Raw genomic sequence first — 18,325 nt, 5'->3', positions numbered from 1 at the left:
TGGACAACGGCGCAGCCTTGCCCACCGTGGGGTTGGTGGAAAAGCCTGCGGCGCGTTTTCCACCCTGCGCTTCGTCAGTAGTCGATCGGCTCAGGCGTCTCCCACCTGACCGGCAGGACCAGCGTGATCTTCGTCCATCTCCAGCAGTACCGCGCCTTCGCTGACCAGCTCGCCTTCGCTGCAGAGCAGGCGCTTGATCACGCCGGCCCTGACGCTACGGATGCTGTGCTCCATCTTCATCGCTTCCAGCACGATCAGAGCGGTTCCGGCCTCGACCTTTTGCCCGGCCTCGACCAGCACGCGGACAATGCTGCCGTTCATGGGGGCGCTCAGGCCGCCCTGGTGCGAATGCTCAGTCTGGGCGGCGGCGATGGGGTCGAATGCGGTGATTGCGTGCAACTGACCGTCCCACTGCAGATAAAGCGTGTCGCCTTTGCGAATGGCTTTAGGTCGTCGCGATACCTCTGTAGGAGCGAGCTCGCTCGCGAAAACTCTTCTGCTTGAATTTGTACCATCCGGTTCGCGAGCAGGCTCGCTTCTACATGAGTCTGTCCGCATCTGGCGGCTTTCCCCGTTGCACTGCAAATGCACGCGGGATGCCCGGGGCATGCCCAGGCGCAAACCATCAGACTTCGCCCAGGGCGAATGCACATCGTTGTCGCGTACCCGCGCCGGTTCGGTTGCAACATGCAACTCGGCCGCCAATTGCCAGAATTCATCCGTCAACTCGGTGGGCGTGCGGAACAGTTCATCGGCGTAACGGGGGATAAAGCCGGTATCCAGTTCCGCTGCGGCAAATGCGGGATGGCCGAGTACGCGGCGTAGAAAGGCCAGGTTGGTGCGGACTCCGCCGACATGGGTTTCTTCAAGCATCGCCAGCAGGCGCAGACGTGCTTCCTCGCGGTTCTCGCCCCAGGCGATCAGCTTGCCGAGCATGGGGTCGTAGAAGGGCGAGACGCTGTCGCCTTCGGTGACCCCGCTGTCGATCCGCCGACCGGGGCCTGAGCTTGCTTCCCGATACAGGTCCAGCGTGCCGGTGGCGGGAAGAAAGTCCCGGTCCGGATCTTCAGCGTACAGCCGCACCTCGATGGCGTGCCCGCGCAGAGGCACCTGTGCCTGGCTGATAGGTAACGGCTCGCCGCGGGCGACGCGGATCTGCCAGGCCACCAGATCCAGCCCGGTGATGGCTTCGGTAACCGGATGCTCCACCTGCAGGCGGGTGTTCATCTCCATAAAGAAGAACGCTCCGTCGGCATCGAGCAGAAACTCCACGGTACCGGCCCCGATATAACCGATGGCCTTGGCCGCCTTCACCGCGGCTTCACCCATGGCGCGGCGTAGCTCCGGCGACAGGCCGGGCGCGGGTGCTTCCTCGACGACTTTCTGGTGGCGGCGCTGGATCGAGCAGTCACGCTCGTTGAGGTAGAGGCAGTTGCCGTGCTGGTCAGCGAATATCTGGATTTCCACGTGGCGCGGCTTGAGCACATATTTTTCCACCAGAATGCGCGAGTCGCCGAATGACGACTGCGCTTCGCGCTGCGCCGATTGCAGGGCTTCGGCCAGCTCAGCTTCGCGCTCGACCACCTTCATGCCCTTGCCGCCACCACCAGCCGAGGCCTTGAGCAGCAGTGGGTAGCCGATACGATTGGCCGCAGTGCGGAAGCACTCCAGCGTCTGGTCGTCGCCGTGATAACCGGGTACCAGTGGCACGCCGGCTTTTTCCATCAGTGCCTTGGCGGCGGACTTGCTGCCCATGGCTTCGATGGCCGAGGCCGGCGGGCCGATAAAGATCAGGCCAGCGTCTGCCACGGCCCGAGCGAAGTTCGCGTTCTCCGACAGAAAGCCGTAGCCGGGGTGGATCGCCTGGGCGCCGCTGGCCTGGGCGGCGGCAATGATGCTGTCGATCCGAAGATAGCTTTCGGCGGGCTTGGCGCCGCCCAGATCGACACACTTGTCGGCTTCGCGGACGTGCCGGGCGTCGCGGTCGACGGCGCTGTGGACCGCCACGGTATTCAGGCCCATGTCTTTGGCGGTGCGCATCACACGGCAGGCGATCTCGCCGCGGTTGGCCACTAGAAGGGTGTCGATGCAGCGGCTCATGATTGCGGCTCTTGCCAGGCAGGCCGACGTTTTTCCAGAAAGGCATTCAGGCCTTCCTGGCCTTCGGGGCTTACCCGAATCTGGGCGATGGCGTTCTCGGTATAGCGGCGCAGGGCCGGGCTTAGCGAAGGGCTGGCGGTCTCGCGCAGCAGATCCTTGCAGGCGCGCATGGCCTCCGGGCCGTTGAGCAGCAGATTGCCGACCCAGTCCTCCACGCGTGCGTCCAGCTCTTCGGCAGCGTAGATCTCCGCCAGCAGTCCCAGTTCGTGGGCTTTACCGGCACTGAAGCGTTCACCGGTAAGGGCATAGCGACGTGTCGCACGCTCACCGATGGCCTTGAACAGCAGCGGACCGACCACCGCCGGGGCAAGACCGATGCGCACCTCCGACAGTGAAAGCTCTGCGTTGCTTGCCCCGATAGCCATGTCGCAAGCGGCGATCAGGCCGAGGGCGCCACCGAAGGCCGCGCCCTGGACAACAGCCAAGGTCGGCAGCTTCAGGTGGTAGAGGCTGTACATCAATTGGCCCAGCAGGCGCGCATCGACGAGGTTTTCCTCAAAGTCCAGCGCCGCGCCTTGCTGCATCCACGCCAGGTCGGCGCCCGCACAAAAATGTCGCCCGCGCCCGCGTAGCAGCAGAAAACGCAGGGATGGGTCTGCCTGTAGCTGATCAATGGCCGATACCAGCTCGCGAATCATTTCGGCATTGAAGGCGTTGTTCTTTTCCGGGCGGTTCAGCCAGAGGGTGGCGAAGCCGCGCGGGTCTTTAATGAGTTCTACGGTTTGGAAGTCGGTCATGTTCAGAAGCCTGCCGAGAGTAAGGGCCAGTACGCTGGCTCCTCGGGTTGTCGTGGTTACATTCGGAATACGCCGAAGGTGGTCGGTTCGATGGGAGCATTGAGGCTGGCTGAAATTGCCAGTCCTAGAACATCGCGTGTTTGCGCCGGATCAATCACTCCGTCATCCCAGAGCCGCGCGCTGGAATACCAGGGGTGGCCCTGGCGCTCGTACTGGTCGCGGATCGGCTGCCTGATCGCCTCCATTTCGTGTTCGCTGAGGCGGTTGCCGGCTCGTTCGCTTTGCTCCTGCTTGACCTGAGCCAGCACTCCGGCGGCCTGTTCGCCACCCATTACGGCGATGCGGGCGTTGGGCCACATCCACAGGAAGCGGGGGTCGTAGGCGCGGCCGCACATGCCGTAATTCCCCGCGCCAAAACTGCCGCCGATGATCACCGTAAACTTCGGCACCCGTGCGCAAGCCACCGCTGTCACCAGCTTGGCACCATGCTTGGCGATACCGCCTTGCTCGTACTTCTGGCCGACCATAAAGCCGGTGATGTTTTGCAGAAACAGCAGCGGAATACCGCGCTGACAGGCCAGCTCGATAAAGTGCGCGCCCTTTTGCGCGGCTTCGGAAAACAGGATGCCGTTGTTGGCCAGGATGGCGATGGGGTAACCGTGCAGGTGAGCGAAGCCGCAAACCAGGGTGGTTCCGAACAGCGCCTTGAATTCATCGAACTCGCTGCCATCCACCAGCCGCGCGATCACATCGCGCACGTCATACGGCTGTTTGCTCTGGGCCGGGATGACGCCGTACAGCTCATCTGTCGGGTACAGCGGTGCGCGTGGTTCGCGCGTCTGCAACTGCCCGAGCTTGCGCCAGTTGAGATTGGCCACGCAGCGGCGGGCCAGTGCCAGGGCATGCTCGTCGTTTTCGGCATAATGGTCGGCGACGCCACTGGTCTTGCAATGCACGTCGGCACCGCCCAGCTCCTCGGCAGTCACCACCTCGCCGGTGGCGGCTTTGACCAGCGGCGGGCCGGCCAGAAAGATGGTGGCCTGTTCTCGCACCATGATGGTTTCGTCGGCCATCGCCGGCACATAGGCGCCGCCTGCGGTGCAGGAGCCCATGACCACTGCAATCTGGGGAATGCCCTTGGCACTCATATTGGCCTGGTTGAAGAAGATCCGACCGAAGTGTTCGCGGTCGGGAAACACCTCGTCCTGACGCGGCAGGTTGGCGCCGCCGGAATCCACCAGATAAATGCAGGGCAGGCGGTTTTCCTGGGCAACGTTCTGGGCGCGCAGATGCTTTTTTACCGTCAGCGGGTAATAGGTCCCGCCTTTTACAGTGGCGTCGTTGGCGATGATCATGCACTCGATGCCTTCGACGCGGCCTATCCCGGTCACCACGCCGGCGGCGGACACTTCTTCGCCATACACCTCATGGGCGGCCAATGGTGAAAGCTCCAGAAACGCCGAGCCGGGGTCGAGCAGGGCGTCGATGCGTTCGCGCACCAGCAGCTTGCCGCGCGAGGTATGGCGTTGCTGGGCAGCCGCGCCTCCGCCTTCGGCGACGCGCTGGAGCAGCTCGCGCAGCGCGTCCAGTTGCGCCAGCATCGCCTCACGGTTACTGGCGAACTCCGGCGAACGCGAATTGATCTGGGACTGCAGAATGGCCATTGAAGGGCTCCGTGGGGTGGAAACCCGCGAAGCGGTTTTCCACGTGTCCGTGTTCTGGTGGAAAAGGCCTGCGGCCGTTTTCCACCCTACGGCTTATCTGGTTTCGTTGAACAACTCGCGCCCGATCAGCATGCGGCGAATTTCACTGGTGCCCGCGCCGATCTCGTAGAGCTTGGCGTCGCGTAGCAGGCGGCCGGTGGGGAACTCGTTGATATAGCCATTACCGCCGAGAATCTGGATCGCCTGCAGCGCCATCTGGGTGGCGGCTTCGGCGGTGTAGAGGATCACCCCGGCAGCGTCCTTGCGGGTGGTTTCGCCGCGGTCGCAGGCCTGGGCAACCGCATAGAGGTAGGCCCGGCTGGCGTTGAGCTGGGTGTACATATCGGCGACCTTGCCCTGGATGAACTGGAACTCGCCGATGCTCTGGCCGAACTGCTTGCGGTCGTGGATATAGGGCAGTACCACGTCCAGACAGGCCTGCATGATGCCCACTGGGCCACCGCCGAGCACCACGCGTTCATAGTCCAGGCCGCTCATCAGCACCCTGACGCCAGCGTTCTCGGCGCCCAGCAGGTTCTCTTCGGGGACTTCGACATCGTCAAAAAAAAGCTCGCAGGTATTGGAGCCGCGCATGCCGAGCTTGTCGAACTTGTTGCCGCGGGAAAAGCCCTTCCAGTCGCGCTCGACGATAAAGGCGCTGATGCCCTGGGCGCCTGCGTCCGCAGTGCGGGCATAAATCACGTAGGTGTTGGCGTCGGGGCCGTTGGTGATCCAGGTCTTGCTGCCATTGAGGATAAAGCGGTCGCCCTTGCGTTCGGCCCGCAGCTTCATCGAGACCACATCGGAGCCGGCATTGGGTTCGCTCATGGCCAGTGCGCCGATGTGCTCGCCGCTGATCAGCTTGGGCAGATACCTGGCTTTCTGTTCGGCGCTGCCGTTGCGGTTGATCTGGTTGACGCAAAGGTTCGAGTGCGCGCCGTAGGACAACGCCACCGAGGCCGAGCCCCGACTGATTTCCTCCATCGCGAGCACATGGGCCAGATAGCCGAGGCCGGCGCCGCCATATTCTTCGGGGACGGTTATGCCGAGCAGGCCCATGTCACCGAACTTGCGCCACATGTCGTAGGGGAAGGCATTGTCGCGGTCGATGGCTTCGGCGCGTGGCGCCAGCTCATTGGCGACGAAGTGCGCTACCTGTTCACGGAGCATGTCGAGGGTTTCGCCAAGGGCGAAATTGAGCCCGAATTGATTCATCAAGCCACCTGTTGTTGTTTTTGATCCAGTGGACGCCGCGCATCTGGCAACTGCTGACGTACCCTGACTTTACCTTTACGTTAACGAAAGTAAAGCAGGGCACGATTGTCAAATTGCCGGTCACAGAGCGAACCATGGATATAGGGTTGCGCTTTCAAACACCGGGAATACGTCGGCGGCTAATCCGGGCTAGGGTTTATGCAGAGTTTGGGAGGCAGGTATGGACAATGATTCGATCGTGATTCTGGGTAGCGCTCGCACGCCCATGGGCGGCTTTCAGGGTGATCTGAAAAGCCTCAGTGCGCCGCAACTGGGCGCTGCCGCCATTCGTGCGGCTGTGCAGCGTAGCGGCGTCGCCGCCGACAATGTGCAACAGGTACTGATGGGCTGCGTGCTGGCGGCAGGCCTTGGTCAGGCTCCGGCGCGGCAGGCGGCACTGGCTGCCGGATTGGGGAAGGGCACCGCCTGTACCACGCTGAACAAGATGTGCGGCTCCGGTATGCAGGCGGTGATCATGGCGCATGACGCGCTGCGTGCAGGTAGCGTCGACTGGGTGGTTGCGGGTGGTATGGAAAGCATGTCCAACGCGCCCTATCTGCTGGCTCGCAGCGGTTATCGCATGGGGCACGGCAAAATGTTTGATCACATGTTTCTCGACGGCCTGGAAGACGCCTACGACAAAGGGCGGCTGATGGGTACCTTCGCCGAGGACTGCGCGCAGAGCCACGGCTTTAGCCGAGAGGAACAGGACGCCTATGCCATGGCTTCGCTGCAGCGCGCCCGCGACGCCATCGCCAGTGGTCGCTTCACTGAGGAGATCGTCGCGCTACAGGTTGTACAGGGGCGAGAGCAGCGCGAAGTCCTTGACGACGAGCAGCCGCCAAAGGCGATGCCGGAGAAGATCGCTCAGCTCAGACCCGCTTTCCGCGAGGGCGGCACGGTCACAGCGGCTAATTCCAGTTCGATTTCCGATGGTGCGGCTGCGCTGGTGCTGAGCCGCCAGAGCGAAGCTCAACGGCTGGGCCTGACGCCGCAGGCGGTGATCCGCGGGCACGCGGCGTTTGCCGACGCACCGGGGCTGTTCCCGACTGCACCCATCGGCGCCATTCGACGTCTGCTGGAGCGTACTGGATGGCGTCTCGACGAAGTGGATCTGTTTGAAATCAACGAGGCATTTGCCGTGGTCAGCATGGTCACCATGCGTGAGCTGGGCCTGGACCACGCCAGGGTCAACGTCAACGGCGGCGCCTGCGCCCTGGGTCACCCGATAGGCGCATCCGGTGCTCGTATTCTCGTCACCCTGATCGCCGCCTTGCGCGAGCGTGGCTTGCGCAAGGGTATCGCAGCCATCTGCATCGGTGGCGGCGAAGCGACGGCGGTGGCGGTCGAGGTGGTTGGCTGACCGGCGTCGCGAATTGGCGAAAGGTGAATCCATCCCCGAAGCTGATTTCTGAGGGCGATGTAGCTTTGCTCCGGTGCAAAGCTTTTGGTTTGGCAGGCAGGCTATCGCCGCCGCGAGGGCGCGATCCCACAAAAACACGGCACCTCGTGGGACGCCGCCCTCGGCGCGAAGCCGTAGACGACTACTGCAACATCAGCTCTTCACCACGCTCCTGCTGCCAGTCGTCCAGGCTGGGTGCGGCTTCTTCGCCGTCCAGGCGGTGGATGATGGTGAAGTAATCCTGCTTGAAGCGGTCCTGCATGATGTCGCTGCGCGAGCGTACGCGCACGGCGTAAATGGCCTGTACGTTCTGGTGATCGAAGTCGCGCCAGTACTGTTCGTCCTTGAGCAGGCTGTAACGGTGGTTCTCCAGGGCGGTGATGACCGCCTCGCTGTCGCTGCTGCCTGCCCGCTGCACGGCATCGGCCCATTGCCGGACGATGGCGTAGGCCGATGCGGCGGTACTGCCGGGGTAGCCCTGATGCAGGCGGATATAGGCGTCGACGAAGGCGTGGCCTTCGACGCTGCCCGTTTGCTCCGGTACGCGCCAGGTCCAGGCCTTGGTGCCGATGACATGCTCCATGACTTGCGGGCCGGCCTGTTCGATGAGGCTGGCGGTGAGGTTGGGAACGATGACCTGCACGCGCTTGTTCAGTTGCATGTCATTGGCCAGGCGCATGGTCTGTACCAGGTTCTGCCCCAGCAGCACGACCACCAGAACATCGGCGCTGCTGGCCTCGGCCTTCTTAAGCGCCGCCAGGTAATCGTCATGGCGCGCTCCATGGGCCGGGATGCGGGCATAGCCGTGACGTGCGCGGTCGCGGCTCTTGGTCGATTCGCGCAAGGCCTGTTCCATGCTGTGGCCCCAGGCATCGTCGAGGCTGATATAGAAGTAGCGTCGGTTTGGTAGATGCCAGCTGAGGTATTCGCCCAGCACCCGTGCGCTCATCCAGGCGCTGTTGGTCTCGCGGAACAGATGACGATGGCCTTCGCGGCCGGTTATTTCGTTGGCATAGCCCAGGGTAGGGAAATACAGCAGGCCCAGTTCGCGGGCACGCTTGCCGGCGGCGATGGCCTCTTCGCTGGTGGCGCCGCCCAGAACCATGCGTACCCGCTGGGTGGCGAAGAACTCGATGTTGTCCCGCGCCCTTTCTGCGCGTGCAGCGGTATTGCGGCTGATGAGTTCGAGCGGCTGGCCCAGGATGCCGCCGCGGCGGTTGATCTCGTCGACAGCGAGCAAAGCGCCCCGGCGCAGCTCCAGGCCTTCGGATTTGTAATTGCCGGTTGTGGGGGCGTTCAGGCCGATCCGGATCGTTTCGCTTGCCTGAACACCGGTGGCAAGAAAACTCAGCAGCAGGCAATACATAAGCACGCGGAACATGGCTCGTGTCCTTGTGAGCGGAAAGAGGGGGCTTTTTAAGGCGCCTAGGGGGCTTGGGAAATACTCATTTCAGGCACAAGAGCCGAGACTTCAGTGTGGGGGGCGTGTTGGCTGTAGCCTTTAGAGCAAGCTTTTTCGCGACTTCGGGTGGGTATTGCTACCAAGGAAGGAGGTAAATCGGTACTGCGGGCAATTGTTGCGATGGCGCCTTGATCCAAGAATCGACGGCAGACCGGGAAAACTTCCCGGCGACGATAACAATGAACCCGCAGAGGTAGCCGCAATGAAGCACTCCGGTCTTCGCAAACCCTTCGCTTTGACAGCCTTATGCGCCAGCATCGCGCTGTCCAGCGTATCGGCCTGGGCCGTCACTGAACAGGACATCCTCAACGACGCCAAGACAACCCACCAGATCGTGACCAACGGCCTGGGGCTGCAAGGGCAGCGTTACAGTCCGCTGGATACGCTCAATACCGAAAACGTCACTCAGCTGCGTCCGGTCTGGGGCTTTTCCCTGGGAGGAGAGAAGCAGCGTGGCCAGGAATCGCAGCCGATGATCAAGGACGGGGTGATGTACGTCACCGGTTCCTACTCTCGCGTCTTCGCCATGGATGCACGCACCGGTAAGGAAATCTGGCAGTACGACGCACGCCTGCCCGACGGCATCATGCCGTGCTGTGACGTGATCAACCGGGGTGTGGCGCTGTACGACGATCTGGTTATCTTCGGCACGCTTGATGCCAAGCTGGTTGCGCTGAACAAGGACACCGGCAAGGTTGTCTGGCGCAAGACAGTTGCCGATTACAAGGCCGGTTACTCCATCACCGCAGTGCCGACCATCGTCAAGGGCAAGGTCATCACGGGCGTTGCCGGTGGTGAGTTCGGGGTGGTCGGCAAGATCGAAGCTTTTGACGCGAAAAACGGTGAGCTGATCTGGAGCCGTCCGACCGTCGAAGGCCACATGGGCTTCGTGATGAAGGATGGCAAGAAGGTCGAAAACGGCATTTCCGGCGGTGAAGCCGGCAAGACCTGGCCGGGCGATCTGTGGAAGACCGGTGGCGCCGCGCCATGGCTGGGCGGTACCTATGACCCCGATACTGACACGCTGCTGTTCGGTACCGGCAACCCGGCGCCCTGGAACTCGCACCTGCGCCCCGGCGATAACCTGTACTCTTCGTCCCGTCTGGCATTGAACCCGGATGACGGTTCGATCAAATGGCACTTCCAGTCCACCCCGCATGACGGCTGGGACTTTGACGGCGTCAACGAGCTGATTCCCTTCGACTACAAGGAAGGTGGCAAGACCATCAAGGCCGCTGCTACCGCGGACCGTAACGGTTTCTTCTATGTGCTCGACCGGACCAACGGCAAGTTCATCCGTGGCTTCCCGTTTGTTGACAAGATCACCTGGGCCAAGGGCCTCGACAAGAACGGCCGTCCAATCTACGTCGACGACAACCGTCCGGGCGCGCCGGGTGCTGAAAAGGGCAAATCGGTATTTGTAGCGCCGGCCTTCCTCGGCGCCAAAAACTGGATGCCCATGGCGTATAGCCAGGATACCGGCCTGTTCTATGTGCCTAGCAACGAGTGGGGCATGGATATCTGGAACGAAGACGTCGCTTACAAGAAAGGCGCGGCGTATCTGGGTGCCGGCTTCACGATCAAGCCGCTCAACGAGGAATACATCGGCGTTCTGCGCGCCATTGATCCGAAGACCGGCAAGGAAGTCTGGCGCTACAAGAACTACTCGCCGCTTTGGGGCGGTGTGCTGACTACCAAGGGCAACCTGGTATTCACCGGTAACCCGGAAGGCTACCTGATGGCCTTCGATGCCAAGACGGGTAAGAAACTCTATGAGTTCAACACCGGCTCGGGCATCGTCGGCTCCCCGGTAACCTGGGAAATGGACGGTGAGCAGTACGTCTCCGTACTTTCCGGCTGGGGTGGCGCCGTTCCATTGTGGGGTGGCGAAGTGGCCAAGCGCGTGAAGGACTTCAACCAGGGTGGCATGGTCTGGACCTTCAAGCTGCCGAAGGACCAAGTGGTAGCCAAGCGCTGATATCAGGCGCGCGGTAATGCAAAAGGTCGGCTTTCAAGCCGGCCTTTTGTTTTTTGCTGCAATCCGGAAATTCAACTCCAGCAGCCAGGTTGGCCTTTCCGGTGTGGGGGTCGGCCAGTGTTCGAGCCAAAGCCTTCGCGCCTACTACCAAATGAGGACGGCATCTGGTCCTAGGGTGCATTCCGGTGGGAGACACAGGCTGCCTAACATCGCTCCATGTCCTGACCAGTTCCCGGTCAGGCTCCAACAAGTAAAAGAGAGAGGTCGCTCATGATCTACGCCCAACCCGGTACCGCAGGCGCCGTAATTTCCTTCAAGCCTCGCTACGGCAACTACATCGGTGGCGAATTCGTCGCTCCGGTGAAGGGTGAGTATTTCGTCAACACCTCGCCGGTCAACGGCGAAGTCATCGCTGAGTTCCCGCGCTCGGGCGCCGAGGATATCGACAAGGCCCTGGACGCCGCCCATGCCGCCGCCGATGCCTGGGGCAAGACGTCCGTGCAGGAGCGCTCGCTGGTCCTGCTGAAGATCGCCGACCGCATCGAAGCCAACCTGGAAAAGCTCGCCGTCACCGAAACCTGGGACAACGGCAAGGCCGTGCGCGAGACCTTGAATGCCGACATCCCGCTGGCGGCTGATCACTTCCGCTATTTCGCCGGCTGCCTGCGTGCCCAGGAAGGCAGCGCTGCCGAGATCAACGAACACACCGCGGCCTACCACTTCCACGAGCCGCTGGGCGTGGTCGGGCAGATCATTCCGTGGAACTTCCCGTTCCTGATGGCCGCCTGGAAGCTGGCTCCGGCGCTGGCTGCCGGCAACTGCGTGGTGCTCAAGCCCGCCGAGCAGACGCCGCTGTCCATCACCATCTTCGCCGAGCTGATCGGCGACCTGCTGCCGCCGGGCGTGCTCAACATCGTTCAGGGCTTCGGCCGTGAAGCCGGTCAGGCGCTGGCCACCAGCACCCGCATCGCCAAGATCGCCTTCACCGGCTCGACCCCGGTCGGTTCGCACATCATGAAGTGCGCTGCCGAAAACATCATTCCCAGCACCGTGGAGCTGGGCGGCAAGTCGCCGAACATCTTCTTCGAAGACATCATGAACGCCGAGCCCGAGTTCATCGAGAAGGCCGCCGAAGGCATGGTGCTGGCGTTCTTCAACCAGGGCGAGGTCTGCACCTGCCCATCCCGTGCGGTGATCCAGGAATCGATCTTCGAACCCTTCATGGAAGTGGTGATGAAGAAGATCGCCCAGATCAAGCGCGGCAACCCGCTGGATACTGAGACCATGGTCGGCGCCCAGGCGTCCGAGCAGCAGTTCGACAAGATCCTCTCCTACATGGATATCGCCCGCGGCGAAGGCGCCGAGATCCTCACCGGTGGTGCCGCCGAGAAGCTGGAAGGCAGCCTGTCGACCGGTTACTACGTGCAGCCGACCCTGATCAAGGGCCACAACAAGATGCGCGTATTCCAGGAAGAGATCTTCGGGCCGGTTGTCGCCGTGACCACCTTCAAGGACGAAGCCGAAGCGCTGGCCATCGCCAACGACACCGAATTCGGCCTGGGTGCCGGCGTCTGGACCCGCGATATCAACCGTGCCTACCGCATGGGCCGCGGGATCAAGGCCGGTCGCGTCTGGACCAACTGCTACCACCTGTACCCGGCGCACGCCGCGTTCGGTGGCTACAAGAAGTCCGGTGTCGGCCGCGAAACCCACAAGATGATGCTCGACCACTACCAGCAGACCAAGAACCTGCTCGTCAGCTACGACATCAATCCGCTCGGGTTCTTCTAACCCGTCAGGTCGCTGAAAACGTAGGCAGTCAGTTTCAGCGGCCTAAGCTTCTCGGTGGACCCGGCGCGTGTCGCTCCCGCGCGCCGGTTTGACTTGGCAGAACGCCCAGAAGGGCGCGGGCATTCCGGCCGCAATACCCCCACGAGGCCCGGATGTCCATTTATTGCAGCGCGGCCCCAGGCCGCGTTTTTTTATTTCTGCAATTTGGTCCTGGAGCCGGTTCCAGAGCCTTCTCCGGTCACGCCAAAGGCACTACCAATGCAGGTTGCTGTCTCCTTCCAAAGTACCATTCTGTTTACAAAGGCATAGGGTGCTTAATGAAGTTGTCGGAATAACTCCGGCACCAATGACAAGAGGAATAAGCCATGTGGACCAAGCCTGCTTTTAGCGACCTGCGCATCGGTTTCGAAGTCACCATGTACTTCGCCAATCGCTGATTGACCAGCCCCGGCACGGTCGGGGCTTCATTTTTGGGAGCTGCCCATGTTCATCCAGATTCTCGGTTCTGCTGCTGGCGGCGGCTTTCCACAATGGAATTGCAACTGCGCCAACTGTGCCGGTTTGCGCGCCGGAACACTGCGAGCACAACCACGCACCCAGTCTTCCATCGCCATCAGCGACAACGGTGTCGACTGGATTCTGTGTAACGCCTCGCCGGATATCCGCGCCCAACTGGAGGCCTTCCCAAAGCTGCAGCCGGCTCGCAAGCCGCGTGATACCGCCATCGCCGCGATCATTCTGCTGGATAGCCAGATCGACCACACCACCGGCCTGCTGACCCTGCGTGAAGGTTGTCCCCATGACGTCTGGTGCACCGAGATGGTCCATCAGGATCTGACCACCGGCTTTCCACTGTTCAACATGCTCGAGCACTGGAACGGTGGCCTGAAGTGGAACCCTATCGCGCTGGAGGGCAGTTTCGTCATCCCGGCTTGCCCGAACCTGCAGATCACTCCGATTCCGCTGCGCAGTTCGGCACCGCCGTACTCGCCGCATCGCAACGACCCGCATCCGGGCGACAACATCGGCCTGTTGATCGAGGATCGGCAGAGCGGGGGTACGCTGTTCTACGCGCCGGGGCTTGGCCAGGCCAGCCCGCAACTATTGGAAATCATGCGTCGTGCCGACTGCCTGCTGGTCGATGGCACGCTCTGGCGCGATGACGAGATGCGTGTGCGTGAGGTAGGAGACAAGCTGGGATCGGAGATGGGTCATATGCCCCAGATCGGGCCGGGCGGCATGATCGAGCTGCTCGATGAAATGCCGGCGTCGCGCAAGATTCTTATCCATATCAATAACACCAATCCCATCCTTGATGAGGATTCGGCCGAGCGTGCAACACTGGGTGAGCATGGTATCGAGGTGGCTTTCGACGGGATGAGCATCGAGCTCTGACGCCGCCACCCAGCTTCGCCCCAAGAAAATCAGCGCGTCGCGCCTGTCCCTGAGACTGCGGCGCACAACCAAGGAAGTCCCGCGATGACCCAGTCAGCCATGACCCCTGCCGCGTTCGAGCAGGCCTTGCGTGCCAAGGGCGACTACTACCATATCCACCACCCCTTCCACCGCGCCATGTATGAAGGCCGCTCGACACGCGAGCAAATCCAGGGCTGGGTCGCGAACCGTTTCTACTATCAGGTCTGCATTCCAGTAAAGGACGCGGCGATCATGGCCAACTGTCCGGATCGGGACACGCGCCGCGAGTGGGTTCAGCGCATCATCGATCACGATGGCGGACCGGGAGAGGAGGGCGGTATCGAAGCCTGGCTGCGTCTGGCCGAGGCGGTCGGCCTCGATCGCGAGCAAGTCCTGTCGCAGGAACTGGTGTTGCCAGGGGTGCGTTTTGCCGTGGACGCCTACGTCAACTTCGCACGCCGTGCGGTCTGGCAGGAAGCGGCCAGCAGCTCTTTGACCGAACTCTTCGCGCCGACCATCCACCAGTCGCGGCTGGACGCTTGGCCGCAGCACTACACCTGGATCGATACATCCGGATATGACTACTTCCGCAAACGCCTCAAGGAGGCGCGGCGGGATGTCGAGCATGGTCTGCGTATCACCCTTGAGCATTACACGACCTATGAAGCTCAGCAGCGCATGCTGAACATTCTTCAGTTCAAGCTGGATGTGCTCTGGAGCATGCTCGATGCCATGAGCATGGCCTATGAGCTTGATCGTCCGCCGTATCACACCGTTACCCGCGAGCGGGTCTGGCACAAGGGAATCAGCCTGTGAGCCAGCAGCTCGCTTGCCCGCGAGCAACATGCACTGGCGGTGTTTCCAGCATGAGGAGGTGGATAAATGAACGATGAACTTCTGTCCAAAGTGCCGTCGCTGCGCCGTGGTTATCGCTTCCAGTTCGAGCCGGCTCAGGGCTGCCATGTGCTGCTTTATCCGGAAGGCATGATCAAGCTCAACGACAGCGCCAGCGAGATTCTCAAGCGCGTTGATGGCGCGCGGACGGTAGGTGGCATCGTGGCTGACCTGCAGGCGAGCTTCCCCGGTGCCGAAGGCATCGAAGAGGATATCCTGGCGTTTCTGGAGGTGGCCGTTGAACGGTTCTGGATCGAGCTTCGCTAAGCCGGACGTGGTGGTCGGCCCGCCCATGTGGTTGTTGGCCGAGCTGACCTATCGCTGCCCGTTGCAGTGCCCGTATTGCTCGAATCCGCTGGATTTTGCTCGCAGCCATGATGAGCTGAGCACTGCCGAGTGGATCGAAGTGTTCCGTCAGGCGCGGGCAATGGGCGCGGCGCAGCTGGGGTTTTCCGGCGGTGAGCCGCTGGTACGTGACGATCTGGTCGAGCTGATCGCCGCTGCACGTGAGCTTGGTTACTACACCAACCTGATCACCTCCGGGATCGGCCTGACCGAAAGCAAGATCGCCGCATTTGCCGAGGCAGGGCTCGATCATATCCAGATCAGCTTCCAGGCTGCTGACGAGGAGGTGAACAACCTGCTGGCCGGCTCGAAAAAGGCCTTTGCGCAGAAGCTGGCCATGGCCCGTGCGGTCAAGGCCCATGGCTATCCGATGGTGCTCAACTTCGTCACCCACCGGCACAACATCGACAACATCGAGCGCATCATCCAGTTGTGTCTGGAGCTGGAGGCAGATTTCGTCGAGTTGGCCACCTGTCAGTTCTATGGCTGGGCCGAACTCAACCGTGTCGGACTGCTGCCCAGCAAGGAACAGCTGGTGCGTGCCGAGCGCATCACCAATGAATGGCGTGAAAAGCTGGCCGCCGAGAACCACCCCTGCAAGCTGATTTTCGTCACGCCGGACTATTACGAGGAACGTCCCAAAGGCTGTATGAACGGCTGGGGTAATCTGTTTCTCGACATCACTCCAGACGGCACGGCCTTGCCTTGTCACAGTGCGCGGCAGTTGCCGGTGCAGTTCCCCAATGTGCGTGAGCACAGCATCGAACACATCTGGCGGCACTCGTTCGGTTTCAACAAATATCGCGGTTACGACTGGATGCCTGAACCCTGCCGCAGTTGCGATGAAAAGGAGCGGGACTTCGGCGGCTGCCGTTGTCAGGCCTTCATGCTCACTGGCGATGCTGCCAATGCTGATCCGGTGTGTAGCAAGTCGGCACACCACGGCAAGATCCTCGCCGCGCGCGAGCAAGCCGAGCAGGGCGCGCCGCTTGACCAGCTGCAATACCGCAACGAGAAGGCCTCGAAGCTGATTATCAAGGCGTGATGGAGCCAGTGAGGCTTATTTGCGGCTAACCCCCGCTGGTGTGCGCAGCGCTTTCGTGGGAGCTGCGCCGGTGCGGCGAATACTGGCGAGAGTCTGCCCTGTGGACTGAAGAGTAACGGCAGGCTTCGCGCCGGGGACGCGCGTTCAGGGGAGGCGATGCCTTCAGATATGAATCTTTAGCCCAAAGCTCTGGAGGTCCAAGTGATGACCAAGCCAGTACTGCCTTATGGCTTCTGGCCCAGCGACTGGACGGCGGAAAAGGCGGCCGGTGCCAGTCGCGACTTTGCGGAATTGCGTGCCGGCCATGGCGGTTTGTTCTGGATCGAGTACGACCCGGCGGATGCCCGTTGCACACTCTGGTTCTGGTGCGATGGCACTGGCGCCAGGTGCCTGACGCCCCCCGGAGTTTCCCTGCGTAGCCGTATTTACGAATATGGCGGCGGCGCCTTCTGTCTGACCGACAGCGGTGTGGCCTATGTCGATGAACGGGACCAGCAGATTTACCATCAGGCGCTCGAAGAGGGCGCCGAACCTACCGTTGTTACGTATCAGCCGGATTGCCGCTACGGCGACCTGGTGTTCGATGCGCGTCACGCTGCTGTCCTGGCGGTAGAGGAGAAGCGCGGGAATCAGAGCGTCGAGCATCGTCTGGTAAGTATTTCGCTGGCCAATGGCCAACGGCGGGTACTGGCGGAAGGTGCAGACTTCTATGCATCGCCCACGCTTGATGTCGCCGGCCAGCGCCTGGCCTGGATCCAGTGGCAGCGCCCCGAGCAACCCTGGACGGCGACCAGCTTGTGGGTTGCTGAGCGAAACGCCGAGGGAAGCTGCCACAAACCGCACTGCCTGGCGGGTTTGCAGGGCGAGGAATCGGTGCAGCAGCCGCGCTTTGCTGCTGACGGCAAGCTTTATTGCTTGAGCGACCTCAACGGGTGGTGGCAGCCGTGGCGCGAGGAGGGTGACGGCCTGGTGCCGGTAGACGATTCGGCAGAGTGCGACCACGCACCGGCGCCCTGGCAGTTGGGGACGGTCAGTTATCTGCCGATAGGCGAGGGTGCGTTGTTACTGACGCGCATGCTGCAAGGCCATGGACTGCTGTTCGAGCAATGCAGCCGGAACGGTGAGCGCGCACTGGCGACGGACTTCAGCCGCTGCCGTCAGCTAGCCGCCGATGCCGCGCATTTCTACTGCATCGCTGCATCGCCTGAGCGTACATCGGCGGTGCTGGCAATCGATCGCCGCGATGGGCAATGCCGGGTACTCGCAGGGGGTGAGCGTCTCTTGCCGTCTGGCGAGATATCCCGACCGCAGTCGTTCAGCTTTGCCACCGGCGATACCGAGACGGCTCACGGCTTCCTTTACCTACCGCTAAATGCAGGCTACACGGCGCCGGAAGGAGAGCGCCCGCCTCTGGTGGTGTTTATCCATGGCGGTCCGACCTCGGCCTGTTATCCGGTTTTCGATCCGCGTATCCAGTACTGGACCCAGCGCGGGATCGCCGTGGCTGATATCAATTACCGCGGCAGCAGCGGCTTTGGCCGAGCCTATCGCCAGAGATTGTGTGGTCAGTGGGGTGTGCTGGATGTGGAAGATGCCCGTGCCGCCGTTGCAGAGCTTGGCCGGCGTGGGCTGATTGATCCGTCGCGCACCTTTATCCGCGGCTCCAGCGCCGGCGGCTATACCGCGCTCAATGCGTTGGTGGCCGATGCCGGCTTTCGTGGCGGGGCCAGCCTGTATGGCGTTAGCGACCCCCTGGCGTTGCGGCGGGTTACGCACAAGTTCGAGGCCGATTATCTGGACTGGCTGATCGGTGATCCGGAGGTCGATGCCGAACGCTACGATCAGCGCACTCCACTGGCCCACGCCGAGCGGATTCGTGTGCCGGTGATCTTCTTTCAGGGCGGGCTGGATGCCGTAGTGCTACCGGAGCAGACCGAGTCCATGGTGGCTGCGCTGCGCGAGCACGGCGTTAAGGTTGAGTACCGGCTATACCCTGAGGAACGCCACGGTTTCCGGCAGGCTCACCGCCTGGCCGATGCGCTGAAACGCGAGTGCCGCTTCTATCAGGGGCTGTTGGTCGACGAGTCAGCCGATTGCTTTAAAAGTGGAAAGCAGTAGTCTTGCCGGCTCGTAACAAA

Annotated in this window: 14 protein-coding genes; 9 read left to right on the top strand and 5 right to left on the bottom strand. The window is 61.9% G+C overall.

Annotation, left to right across the window (positions count from 1 at the left end):
- Positions 1 to 90 precede the first annotated feature (90 nt).
- The 4 genes from BN1079_RS06205 to BN1079_RS06190 all read right to left on the bottom strand — a co-directional run bounded on the left by BN1079_RS06205 (position 91) and on the right by BN1079_RS06190 (position 5,815).
- Positions 91 to 2,100 carry an acetyl/propionyl/methylcrotonyl-CoA carboxylase subunit alpha gene (locus BN1079_RS06205; protein ID WP_052114437.1) on the bottom strand — a complete coding sequence of 670 codons (2,010 nt, stop codon included), beginning with the start codon at positions 2,098 to 2,100 and terminating at the stop codon, positions 91 to 93.
- Positions 2,097 to 2,897, bottom strand: a complete 801-nt coding sequence (locus BN1079_RS06200; protein ID WP_037023070.1) for a gamma-carboxygeranoyl-CoA hydratase — start codon at positions 2,895 to 2,897, stop codon at positions 2,097 to 2,099. The genes BN1079_RS06205 and BN1079_RS06200 overlap by 4 nt, the downstream gene beginning before the upstream one ends.
- A gap of 56 nt (positions 2,898 to 2,953) precedes the next feature.
- Positions 2,954 to 4,561: a carboxyl transferase domain-containing protein gene (locus tag BN1079_RS06195; RefSeq protein WP_037023069.1), complete on the bottom strand. Its 1,608-nt coding sequence runs from the start codon at positions 4,559 to 4,561 to the stop codon at positions 2,954 to 2,956.
- A gap of 93 nt (positions 4,562 to 4,654) precedes the next feature.
- On the bottom strand, positions 4,655 to 5,815 hold the full coding sequence (locus BN1079_RS06190) for an isovaleryl-CoA dehydrogenase (protein WP_037023068.1): 1,161 nt from the start codon (positions 5,813 to 5,815) through the stop codon (positions 4,655 to 4,657).
- A 220-nt stretch (positions 5,816 to 6,035) separates the two neighbouring features.
- On the opposite strand from BN1079_RS06190, the gene BN1079_RS06185 reads away from it, so the two are divergent.
- Positions 6,036 to 7,217: an acetyl-CoA C-acyltransferase gene (locus tag BN1079_RS06185; protein WP_037023067.1), complete on the top strand. Its 1,182-nt coding sequence runs from the start codon at positions 6,036 to 6,038 to the stop codon at positions 7,215 to 7,217.
- Between the two features lie 181 nt (positions 7,218 to 7,398).
- Here BN1079_RS06185 and BN1079_RS06180 read toward each other — a convergent pair whose 3' ends face one another.
- Complete coding sequence (locus BN1079_RS06180; RefSeq protein ID WP_037023065.1) at positions 7,399 to 8,637, bottom strand: ABC transporter substrate-binding protein; 1,239 nt, start codon at positions 8,635 to 8,637, stop codon at positions 7,399 to 7,401.
- Positions 8,638 to 8,920: 283 nt separating this feature from the next.
- Between BN1079_RS06180 and BN1079_RS06175 the strand changes: the two genes are divergently transcribed.
- The 8 genes from BN1079_RS06175 (at position 8,921) to BN1079_RS06145 (ending at position 18,305) form a co-directional block, all read left to right on the top strand.
- Complete coding sequence (locus BN1079_RS06175) at positions 8,921 to 10,696, top strand: PQQ-dependent methanol/ethanol family dehydrogenase (protein ID WP_037023064.1); 1,776 nt, start codon at positions 8,921 to 8,923, stop codon at positions 10,694 to 10,696.
- 270 nt (positions 10,697 to 10,966) lie between these two features.
- Complete coding sequence (gene exaC, locus BN1079_RS06170) at positions 10,967 to 12,487, top strand: acetaldehyde dehydrogenase ExaC (RefSeq protein WP_037023063.1); 1,521 nt, start codon at positions 10,967 to 10,969, stop codon at positions 12,485 to 12,487.
- Positions 12,488 to 12,852: 365 nt separating this feature from the next.
- Complete coding sequence (pqqA, locus tag BN1079_RS17265) at positions 12,853 to 12,924, top strand: pyrroloquinoline quinone precursor peptide PqqA (RefSeq protein ID WP_074436856.1); 72 nt, start codon at positions 12,853 to 12,855, stop codon at positions 12,922 to 12,924.
- Between the two features lie 46 nt (positions 12,925 to 12,970).
- Positions 12,971 to 13,882, top strand: a complete 912-nt coding sequence (pqqB, locus tag BN1079_RS06165) for a pyrroloquinoline quinone biosynthesis protein PqqB (protein ID WP_037023061.1) — start codon at positions 12,971 to 12,973, stop codon at positions 13,880 to 13,882.
- Positions 13,883 to 13,966: 84 nt separating this feature from the next.
- Complete coding sequence (gene pqqC / locus BN1079_RS06160) at positions 13,967 to 14,719, top strand: pyrroloquinoline-quinone synthase PqqC (protein ID WP_037023060.1); 753 nt, start codon at positions 13,967 to 13,969, stop codon at positions 14,717 to 14,719.
- A gap of 66 nt (positions 14,720 to 14,785) precedes the next feature.
- The gene (gene pqqD / locus BN1079_RS06155; RefSeq protein ID WP_037023059.1) at positions 14,786 to 15,064 is read left to right on the top strand and encodes a pyrroloquinoline quinone biosynthesis peptide chaperone PqqD; all 279 of its coding nucleotides are present in this window, start codon (positions 14,786 to 14,788) and stop codon (positions 15,062 to 15,064) included.
- The gene (pqqE, locus tag BN1079_RS06150; RefSeq protein WP_037023057.1) at positions 15,036 to 16,187 is read left to right on the top strand and encodes a pyrroloquinoline quinone biosynthesis protein PqqE; all 1,152 of its coding nucleotides are present in this window, start codon (positions 15,036 to 15,038) and stop codon (positions 16,185 to 16,187) included. The genes pqqD and pqqE overlap by 29 nt, the downstream gene beginning before the upstream one ends.
- A 204-nt stretch (positions 16,188 to 16,391) precedes the next feature.
- A complete protein-coding gene (locus BN1079_RS06145) occupies positions 16,392 to 18,305 on the top strand; it encodes an alpha/beta hydrolase family protein (protein ID WP_052114436.1) in 1,914 nt (637 codons plus the stop codon).
- Positions 18,306 to 18,325: the final 20 nt, after the last annotated feature.

It is taken from the genome of Pseudomonas saudiphocaensis, from assembly GCF_000756775.1.
Classification (GTDB): domain Bacteria; phylum Pseudomonadota; class Gammaproteobacteria; order Pseudomonadales; family Pseudomonadaceae; genus Stutzerimonas; species Stutzerimonas saudiphocaensis.
This window is presented reverse-complemented; position numbering and strand designations above follow the sequence as displayed.